The organism is Streptomyces sp. NPDC024687 (assembly GCF_055559055.1).
Window position 1 is genome coordinate 58,897 of record NZ_JBVHLJ010000018.1, and the last position, 9,297, is coordinate 68,193.

Genomic DNA, 9,297 nt, shown 5'->3' on the forward strand with positions numbered 1-9,297 from the left:
GCTGGCCTTGACCGGAGATTCTGCTTCTGCGGCCAGTCCCGGTTCCCATCCGAGCGACAGCCACGTCATGATCACGAGAGCACCCAGGCCCACATACGCGAAGAGTTGCTGAGCCTCCGTCGGACTGGTCGGCGTTCTTGTGTGATCACGGCACGGGGGTGTAGTCACCGTCTTCGTCCATCTCGAAGCTGCCCGTGGTGTGTCCGTCGACAGCGGTGTGTTTGAGCCACTTGCGGGACAGGTTGTGCAGATGTGCGGCCGCCGGCGTCTCCCACTGGAGCTGGTGGCCGGAGCAGGCCACCTTGAACATCAGCTTCCGCGTGCCCGGGACAGCCTTGTAGAGGTCCGGGACCGATAGGAACGGGACAGTTCCCGGTACGCTGTTCACTGTCTTGTCGTGCTCCCCGTAGACAATGAGCACAGGCACCTTGTCCCCGAGGATGTTCTTCACCTTCACGCCATTCTTGTTCCAGCCCCACCAGAAGGCGTTCCGGAAGCGCAGCACTCCCTGGGGTACTCCGTATTTCTTGGCCCCCCAGTTACTGCCGAACATGTCGCTGTCCATGATCGCGTCCCAGACGGCGTCGACCATGCCCTCCTCCCGCTGCTCCGGGCAGCCCATCTCCCGGTTCCAGGCCCTTTCGAAGCCTTCCCTGCTGGTGAGGTTCATGGGGAAGCCCCACCTGGCGTCCGTGCTGGCCGACAGGGGCAGTGGGAAGGGTGGGTCCCAGTCGGTGCCCGGAGCGCTTGCCTGATAGTTGGGGCCGAAAACAGGCGCCAGCAGGAACAGGCTGCTCACATGGCCTGGGTGCTCGATGGCGTACGGACCGAGCGCGAGGGCTGCTGCGGACCAGCCCATGAGCGCGACCTTCGAAACGCCGTGCCGCTTCTTGATGAACTTGACGACTGTGTCCACCTCAGACCAGTCGCTGCGCGAATCGCCGAGCTGACTGTCGTGGTCGGGGGTGCAGACCGACGTCAGCGGGTTGCCGCCGAGCAGCACCTGCTGCTGGGCCTGAGATGTGTTGCAGGGCTGCTGCATCACATCCGGCCGGGACGAACGGCCGTTTCCCTGAAGGTCCATGGCGAACACATCGAAACCGGCCCTGGCCAGCGACAGCATCCAGTTGTATTTCCCCGCGCCGAGATCGGCGCTGGGCAGCACCGGGATGCTGCGGCCGTGCAGCATGAGCACGGCCGTCCGGTCGCTCCCCGGTCGGGTGCCGTCGCGCTCCCGCACGAAGAGGCTCACGGTCTGGCCGTCGTTGAGAGGGAGCTGGGAGACGTGGGGTACCGCATGGTCGGTGGTGGTGATTGTCATGTCTCGGCGTCCGTTCGTTCGGTAGGCCAGCCCCGGGTCGCGGCGACCGAGGCGCCTGGACAGCTATCGGGGTGGCTACGGACGTCGCGGCCCGGGGAGTCGTACTGCGCGCCCGTGATTTCCACCTTGGGGTGGTGGGGCCGAGCAGAGGGATTCCTATGATTGCGCCTCCCGACATTACAGGCGGCGCCACGGCGTCGAAAGTGCAGAGCCGTCCTCTTATCAGTCTTCACCCGTTCTGAGCAACGGGCAACTGGTGCGCGACTGTGTGAAATCGAAAATGGATTGTTAAAAGTTAAACGCCGTGCAGTAAGAGTGATTGGGTGTCAGGCATTCTTCATCCAGTGATACTGTCGGCGACGCTTGAAATGGGAGACGATTCCGGCACGTGAAATATGACCCCGCGCTGCGTCAGAGGTCGTTTCCACCTTAATTATTTATGTATCTCATAAATTGCGAGTCGCAGTGGTCCGATGCTGGTGAGGTTGTCGGCACGAGTGGGCCTTGAGAGCCGGACGGGGTGATGTCTGGGGCAGGATGCGACGTGCGCCTGTCTCATTCCAAGACGCCCGGTTCCATGTCGTGCTTCCACGACCGAAGCCGCACGCCTGGGCGCACTCGGCTCGGAGCGGTACGCCCAGGTCATGAGTGAGCGACGTCCGTATCCGAGTGATCTGTCCGATGCCCGCTGGGAGTTGATCGAGCCGGTCCTCGCGGCCTGGCGCTTCGAGCGCCGCGGCCGGGCCCTGGACTTCGGCCGGCCTCCCGAACACGACCTGCGCGAGATCATGAACGCGATCCTCTATGTGGACCGCACGGGGGTGCAGTGGCGCTACCTGCCGCACGACTTCCCGCCCTGGGAGACGGTCTACGGCTGCTTCGCGAAGTGGCAGAAGGAAGGGGTATTTGCCCAGCTCAACGGCGTGCTGCGGGAGTTGGTGAGGCGAAAGGAGGGCCGGAATGCCGAGCCTTCGGCCTGCGTGATCGACGCGCAGAGCGTGAAGACCTCCACCAGCGTCCCCGCCGCGAGCCAGGGCACGGACGCAGGCAAGAAGATCGTCGGCCGCAAGCGGAGCATCGTCACCGACACGCTCGGCCTGCTTCTCGCGGTGCTGGTCACCGCGGCCAGTGTCCAGGACTCCGTGGCCGGCACCCAGCTGCTCGACCAGGTTGCCGCCGGCCATCCCGGCATCCGCAGGCACTCGCTGCCTCGGCCGCACCGAAGCGCCCCGCCGGCCCGGCGACGTCGTCGCGTCGCCCTGTCGGGAAGAAGGCTGCGAAGCCCGCCGTCGACCCGCGGTTCCCGCACGGTCCGCTCGCGGTGCTGGACGGTGATGGCTCCGCGTACGGCGTCGACGGCATCGTGCTGGACTGCCCGGTCACCACGATCCCGGAGCTGGTGGAGTGGACGCTGCGCGAGTCCGGTCTCGGTGCCGCGAAGCTCAACCGGTACGGCAAGGACTCCGACCCTCTGATCGTGCTCACCGCGGCGGCCGCCGTGAAGCTCGGGCTGCCGGAGCGCCTGGAGGGCCACGAGCAGCGCCGCTCCCTGCGCCTGCCGGAGGACCATCCGGTGGTCAAGCAGGTCGCTCGCGCGAAGTGGCAGCTCACCCAGCGCGGGTTCGGCCCGTGGGCGCGCATCTACCGCAAGGCCCAAGGGCGGGAGCGGCAGTGCGTGCAGCTGGCGATCCTGTCGTGGGACGCCCTCGATGAGCGGTCCTGGCCCGGGGTCGCGGAGATGGAGCCGACTGACATCGCGCGCATCCTGGGGGTGTACGCGACTCGGGTCATCACCCCGCGCGGCTCCACGGCCGTGTCCGGGCTGGAGCTGATGACGGCGCTGCGCCCGCCGACCAAGGCCGTGCGGGACGAGGCGACCGGCAACTGGATCTCCGGCCACAACCCCGGCTCGCTCGGCACGGAGCCGATGGACCCGGCGCCGCCGGAAGCCACCGCCGAACACCCCGTCGTCGTGAACTCCGGCTGGACGGGCGGCTTCCTCAATGAGGAGGCGTACCAGTGGGTGCGGCCGGTGGACCTGCTCACCGATGAGGAGTGCACTCTGCCCTTCGCGGTGGGCCTGGACCTGAACATCGCGTTCCTCGCCGCAGCGGCCCGCCTGGTCGTCGGCCTGTCGGAGCCCGTGCACTTCGTGAATCCGCCGTTCAACCCCAAGGTGCCCGGCTCCTGGCTGGTGGACCTGTCCCACGTGGAGCTTGACCCGCGCCTGCCGTCGCCGTTCACGCCGACCGGGGAGCGCCCGACGGGCCCGGCCTGGTACCAGACGCATACCGTCGCCTACGCCCAGGAGCTCGGCTACAACGTCACCCCGATCGAGGGGTACCTGCGCCGGGAGACCGGTGCGTACCTGGACCCGTGGCACGACCGGCTCAAGGCCGCGTACGTCGACACCCTCGCCGACCTCGGCGTCACCAAGGACCTGGACGACCAGGGCTTCCTCGCGGCGATGGAGCGGCCCAAGGACGTCGATCCGGCCCTGGCGGCCGTCCTGGCCGCCATCAAGGCCACAGTGAAGGGCGGCGTCGGCAAGCTCCGCGAGCGCCCGCAGGGCCGCCACTACCAGGAGGGCGAGCGGTGGCCGGCCCTCGAGCGGCCGACCTGGCGCCCCGACATCCGGGCCGCCGTCATCAGCAAGGCGCGGGTGAACATGCACCGCAAGCTCAACAACATGGCGAAAATGACCGGCCTGTTCCCGCTCGCCGTGCTCTCCGACTGCGTCGTCTACCCGAGCCCCGGCGAGAGCCCGCTGAACTTCCTGCCCTACGCGACATCTGGCAAGCCGCAGCCGGGCGGGTTCCGCCTTGGGCCCACGCCGGGTCTGGCGAAGCTGGAGGGCGTCCAGTCGATGCTGTGGGCGGTCGACCTGATGGAGAAGGGCCTGAACCCCGCACGGCACATCAAGGGCGGCGACGCCGTCCTCGACGAAGGAGAGTAGAGCCGTGGGGGAGATCGACGACGCGATCGAACGGGCAGACCGGGAAGCCTTCACCCGCCAGCCGCCCAAGACCCTCAAGGGCCAGATCGGCTACCTGATCCGGCAGTTCGGCAGCGCGAAGGCCGTCGCGCAGGAGATCGGCGTCACCGCCGACTCCGTCAACCGCTACCGGCGCGGCGCCCGCAAACACGCCCGCCCCGACGTCGCCGCGAAGATCGACGACGCCGTACGGCAGCGATGGCAGCCACAGGTCCGCAAGCGCCGGCAGCAACAGGCCGCCACCACAACCGGGATCACCGTGGAGACCCGCGCCCGATTCGGGTACACCGCGCCGATCGGCACGACCGACGACGGACGGTTCCGACGACTCACCGTGCACCTCCCCCCGGAGTACGCCCGCCGCCTGTTCGACGCCCGCGACGCGGGCGCCAGCGACCAGCAGATGCGTGGGATCATCGCCGATGGATTCAAAAAATCTATTTCCAGGACGGCGGCGGCCGCGCCATGGGACTGTTGGATGTGGAAATCAACGACATCGACTATTTGGATCTGGACTATTAAACAGGGAAATAAGATCCGTCAAACTCCGGTCTCCTTAAATGGGGGGCGAACTTCTCGATACCGCGGCTAGGGTTCCAGGATGGCGATCAGCAAGAAGCGGAAGAAGGACCCGCGGAGGCGTCCCGGCGCCCAGGAGGCGGGGAATCCTCAGGTACGGCACACGGCGTCACCGAAGGGTCGGCTGAGCCCGTTCTTCAAACTGCTGGGCGAGATCGCGGCAGCGGCGGAGAAGGCCGTCCAGTCGACGCCGGATCCCAGTGATCAGCTTGTCCGCTTCGACATAGAGATCTTGATGCGCGGCGCGAACAGTGTGAAGGCGGTCCGCGCCCTGCTGGAGCAGGGCCATTGGGAGCATGCGGTTGGTGTGACCCGGCAACTGTTCGAGTTGCTGGTGAACATGGAGTACCTGAGCGCCATGGCGGACCGACGGCAGGGGACTCTGCTGTTCGCGCGGTTCGGGATGCTCCAGATGCTGCTTGCTCAGCAGCGCAGAGCAGCTTATGAGCGGGACAAGGGACATCCGGTCGATGCCGAGCTGGCCGCAATGGTGGAGCACCACCTGGCCAACGACTTCACGGACTTCCGGGCGAACACGAAGGACGGCTCGGTGAAGTGGGTGTCGAGCTGGTGTCGGAGAAACACGTCCCAGTTGGCGGATGCGTCGGCAGACCCGATGAGGCCACATCAGTACAACCTCCTGTATCGCGTGTGGTCCGAGCAGGCTCACGCAACGCCCGGTGCCTTGATCGCGGACCTGTTCCGTGAAGCCGACGAGGGGTGGATTGAGCGGACCATCGCGGAGAACGATCGATCGAGCATCGACACCATCACGTTCACCGTCATGTTCTTTCTGCGCCTGTGGCTGGAGCTGCCTCACGTGCAGGTGTCACACGAGCGTGTGGCTGGCTGGTTGAGCAAGTTGAGCACCATGAGCGGTGGGCCTGACCTGCCCTCCCGCCCCTGGAGCCCGGAGGAAGTGGCCGTACAAAGGGTCGAGCCTGCTGATACTGCCTGACGGCTGTATCAGTCGGTCGGCCGCTGGTTGCTACGGAAGGGATCTGCCCAATGTCCGCATCCACGGCGTCGCGGCGCGCGTACCGTGAGGTGACGACCTGCCGGGAGGACCAGATGAGCGCGCAGCCCGACCACGCACCCGTCACCCCGTACACCCCCGCCCCCGGAGCGCCGGCCGAGCTGCTCGCCCAGCTGCGCGCCGACCGGCGTGCGGAGAGGTGGGTGCCGGCCTTCGAGCGGGAGTGGGCGGCGGCCTTGGAGGAGTCGCGCCGGACGTTCTCCCTTGCCCACCTGTATGAGGTCGTCCAGGTGTGGCAGGCCCGCGTTGCTTCCGCCCCGGCGGTCGACGCGTTCCTCGCTTCCGGCCGTGACGAGACCGGGTTCGTCGACCTGAAGGAGATCCGGAGCAGGCGTCCGTGAACGGACCGCAGCCGTACGCGGTCCGTCTCTCCGCACAGGCCGCGAAGGTGGAGCAGGTGGCCTGGGACCTCTTGGACGCGGCGGCCGGCGCCCCGTGGGGCTACCCGCAGTGGGACACCGCCGACCCGGAGGGCGAGGACATCCGGATCGCGTCCGTCGGCCAGCTGTCCGTCGTGTACTTCGCCAATCGTGCCCTGCGCCGCCTGTCTGTCCTGGACATCGTCTGGCTCGGCTGATCAGAACACGGGGTGGGCCCGCTCCGGGCGAGGTTTCCGGAGCGGGCCCACTGCTGCTGTATCACCAAGGGAGAGGGATCTTGACGCCCTTGCTCATGACCTGGACGAACAGAGCAACGCTCGTGACCGCCAGGGCGACGTAGGCGACTTTGATCTGGACCAGTTCTGACCCGTCAAACACCCTGTTGATCAGGTTGCGTAGCTCGCGGCGGCGTCGGCGTGACCTTTCGTAGGCCTCCTTCTGGGCCAGGCGCATCTGCGCGATCCGGATCCGGGTCACGGTGAAGTGCCACATCACCGTGTCCTTCTCCTCGAGCCCGCACGCGGACAGGAAGATGTACATCCACTCGGTGGTGGGCAGCTGACTGCCGTTGAGGACCTGGGTGAAGGTGGTGTCCGAGATGGGGAAGTGCTCCTTGCTGCGCTGCTCCAACTCCTGGATCGAGAGGCCCTTCTCGATGACGAGCTCGTTCATCACCTCGATGACGTCCTCGGGCCGCGTGCACAGTGCGAGCGCGGTGTGTACGTAGTCGCCGGTGGTGACGGAGCTGACTCTCTTGTCGCGCCGCTCGTGCATCCGGGCGCTCTCAACGAGAGCGAGCAGGCCCTGCGGCCGGGGCGGTGCGGGCGCCTGGGGCGCCGGGGCGGGCTCGGAGCTGCGGCGCAGCTTCGGCGGCATGAGGTTGTGCAGCAGCGGGATCGGATGATCGCCGGTGTCCTCGGAGGAGGAGGCACTGCTCGTGCCCTTCATGTCGCGGCGCGCCGCCCGCCAGGCACGCTTCCAGCGCTCCATGTCGTCCTCGTCGTAGCCGCAGCCGAGGACGAAGGCCTGCACCAGGTCCCAGGACGGCAAGACCTTGCCGGAGGTCGCGCTCGAGAGCGCCGCGGTGGAGTAGTTCGAGACCTTGGACAGCTCCTTGATGGTGAGCTTGCTGTCCTTGCGCAAGGCGCGCATGTCGTGCGCGAGCGAGCGCAAGGACATGGGGATATCAGTGGGGAGTTCGTTCTCAGGGCGCGCCACGGCGCTGCTCCTCTACCTACGGTTTCGGCTGGATGCGGGGTGCGCGGTCCGCTGGTGCCGCCCGGCGGAAGCCGGCGGCACCAGCGGACCTGGGTGGGTCAGGAGGAGCTGTTGTCCTGCTCCGTGCCCTGGTCCCGCTCCTGGCGGCGCTCACCACGCCGACGGGACGCGCGGCGCTGCTTGCGGTGCTTGGGCCGCTTCGGGTTCCCCGTGGAGGCAGTACCCGTGTCCACCGAGTCGCCGGAGGCGTTGATGTTGTCGTCGGACCCGGCCTCGGTGGCGCCGGCGCCGGCCTCCTCCGCCGAGGCGTCCTCGGCGCGAGCAGCCGAACTGGTCTCGGCATCCGGCTCGTTGCCGGAGAGGAAGCGCAGGACCTGAAGGAGGAACTCGCCCACCATGCTGGCGACCGCGCAGCCGATCTTGGTGGACTCGTCAGCCTCCAGGCCGAGATGAGAGGCCGTCAGCCCGGCCGCCGCTCCCGCCATGCCGGCCACGGACGCGGCCACCGCTACGCGTTTCTTCGTACCCACGATGGGGTGTCCAATCGTTGCCCACCCTCATCCGGGGGCGGGGGAGTCACCTCCCGCCCGGGACTGGACGAGAGGGTGTCCCCGCCCTGTTGGGGGCGGGGACTCGCTGGTGTGAGCGACCTGCTGGTACTGCGTGCATGGCTGGCTGCCATGGGTGGTGCGGGGTGCGTTCGGTGGAACTGCGCGGGAGGTCTGCAAACGAACCGCATGAACGCTGGAGCCATCTTGCCCTAGCCGACGCGAGTGCGGACGGCGAGCAGAGTGCGGCCGAACGGCGCATGGACCCCGTCTTGAACTACTCACCGGCTGGAAGGTTGAAGGGGCAACATGTGAAGTACGCAGGAGTGGTCCCGGCATGGCCGATTTCGATCGCTGACGTACAGAAGTGGACCGGAGTCAGCCCCGGTAGCTCAGATCGTTGCGCTACGCGTATTTCGTAGCTCTGGAGCCGCTGTTGATAGGTCACTCGGGGCCTCTGACGAACTTCAGCCAGGGTGTGTGAACAACGCCTCACGAGCGTCCGTGTTGTTAGACCATCCCAGGTCACCGCGCGACCAATAGATAAAAGGCCTGGTCAGAAGTTGTTTGGATTGTCCAGCAAGGCTTATCATGGTGCGGCCGGAATCGGTCTTTCGGTCCCGCAGACTCCCCGTGGTACGTCACCATGGGGAAACCGGCTGACCCAGGTCAGCCCATCCAAGGAGTCAACTCGCTGGTGTGAGCGCATCCTTGGGCTGCGCCCCCCGCTGCAACGGGGGGCCAGTGGCTTCCGCCCTGACAGGGGCGATGAAGAAGCGGCCCCGCTCTGGGGCCGCAGGAGACCTGTACGAAGCATCGAGCGGTCAAAATCCGACCGGTTCTCCGGATGTGATGGATCTCGCACTCGAACGCATGACCTCTCGGTTGATCAAGCGTCGCCGGAACTTCCCAAAAGGCCCATATCGCAACGGATCGATGCGTCAGGGAAGCAGGTCCACGGCTAGATATATGCAGGTCAAGGTGGCCGACCTGCGACACGCATGATCTTGTCCCACGAGCGAATGCCGTTGCCCAGGTGCGGTCGGAGCCAGCACCGAGCCGTACGACGACCCGCCCCCTCAGCTCATGCGCCCAGGTGCGGTCAAGCAGCTCGTAGACGTAGCACTAGTAGGGCTTGGTCAGGTCCGTATCGGTGTGGGTATGTCGCGGTGGCAGGTGGGGCAGGCACCGGTCCAGGCGGCGAGAAGGGTCTGGAGTTC

General features: G+C 66.8%; 6 protein-coding genes and 3 pseudogenes. 6 read left to right on the forward strand and 3 right to left on the reverse strand.

The window, feature by feature from the left end; translation table 11 throughout:
- Positions 1-145 precede the first annotated feature (145 nt).
- Positions 146-1,252 carry an alpha/beta fold hydrolase gene (locus ACZ39I_RS40460; RefSeq protein ID WP_467250585.1) on the reverse strand — a complete coding sequence of 369 codons (1,107 nt, stop codon included), beginning with the start codon at positions 1,250-1,252 and terminating at the stop codon, positions 146-148.
- Between the two features lie 713 nt (positions 1,253-1,965).
- On the opposite strand from ACZ39I_RS40460, the pseudogene ACZ39I_RS40465 reads away from it, so the two are divergent.
- From ACZ39I_RS40465 to ACZ39I_RS40490, 6 genes and pseudogenes are all read left to right on the forward strand, one after another.
- Positions 1,966-2,520 (forward strand): annotated as a pseudogene (locus tag ACZ39I_RS40465) (IS5 family transposase); the annotation flags it as partial.
- Positions 2,424-4,277, forward strand: a pseudogene (gene tap / locus ACZ39I_RS40470) (telomere-associated protein Tap); the annotation flags it as partial. The pseudogenes ACZ39I_RS40465 and tap, both read left to right, overlap by 97 nt.
- A 4-nt stretch (positions 4,278-4,281) precedes the next feature.
- A pseudogene (gene tpg / locus ACZ39I_RS40475) lies at positions 4,282-4,838 on the forward strand (telomere-protecting terminal protein Tpg).
- Between the two features lie 79 nt (positions 4,839-4,917).
- Complete coding sequence (locus ACZ39I_RS40480; RefSeq protein ID WP_467250587.1) at positions 4,918-5,853, forward strand: DUF5677 domain-containing protein; 936 nt, start codon at positions 4,918-4,920, stop codon at positions 5,851-5,853.
- 113 nt (positions 5,854-5,966) lie between these two features.
- Complete coding sequence (locus ACZ39I_RS40485; protein ID WP_467250597.1) at positions 5,967-6,272, forward strand: DUF6247 family protein; 306 nt, start codon at positions 5,967-5,969, stop codon at positions 6,270-6,272.
- Positions 6,269-6,508 (forward strand): hypothetical protein, encoded by a 240-nt coding sequence (locus tag ACZ39I_RS40490; RefSeq protein WP_467250589.1) that lies wholly within the window; start codon positions 6,269-6,271, stop codon positions 6,506-6,508. The genes ACZ39I_RS40485 and ACZ39I_RS40490 overlap by 4 nt, the downstream gene beginning before the upstream one ends.
- 61 nt (positions 6,509-6,569) lie before the next feature.
- On the opposite strand, the gene ACZ39I_RS40495 is transcribed toward ACZ39I_RS40490, so the two are convergent.
- Together ACZ39I_RS40495 and ACZ39I_RS40500 are read right to left on the reverse strand one after the other, a co-directional pair.
- On the reverse strand, positions 6,570-7,529 hold the full coding sequence (locus tag ACZ39I_RS40495; RefSeq protein ID WP_467250591.1) for a helix-turn-helix domain-containing protein: 960 nt from the start codon (positions 7,527-7,529) through the stop codon (positions 6,570-6,572).
- Positions 7,530-7,627: 98 nt separating this feature from the next.
- On the reverse strand, positions 7,628-8,059 hold the full coding sequence (locus tag ACZ39I_RS40500) for a hypothetical protein (RefSeq protein WP_467250593.1): 432 nt from the start codon (positions 8,057-8,059) through the stop codon (positions 7,628-7,630).
- Positions 8,060-9,297: the final 1,238 nt, after the last annotated feature.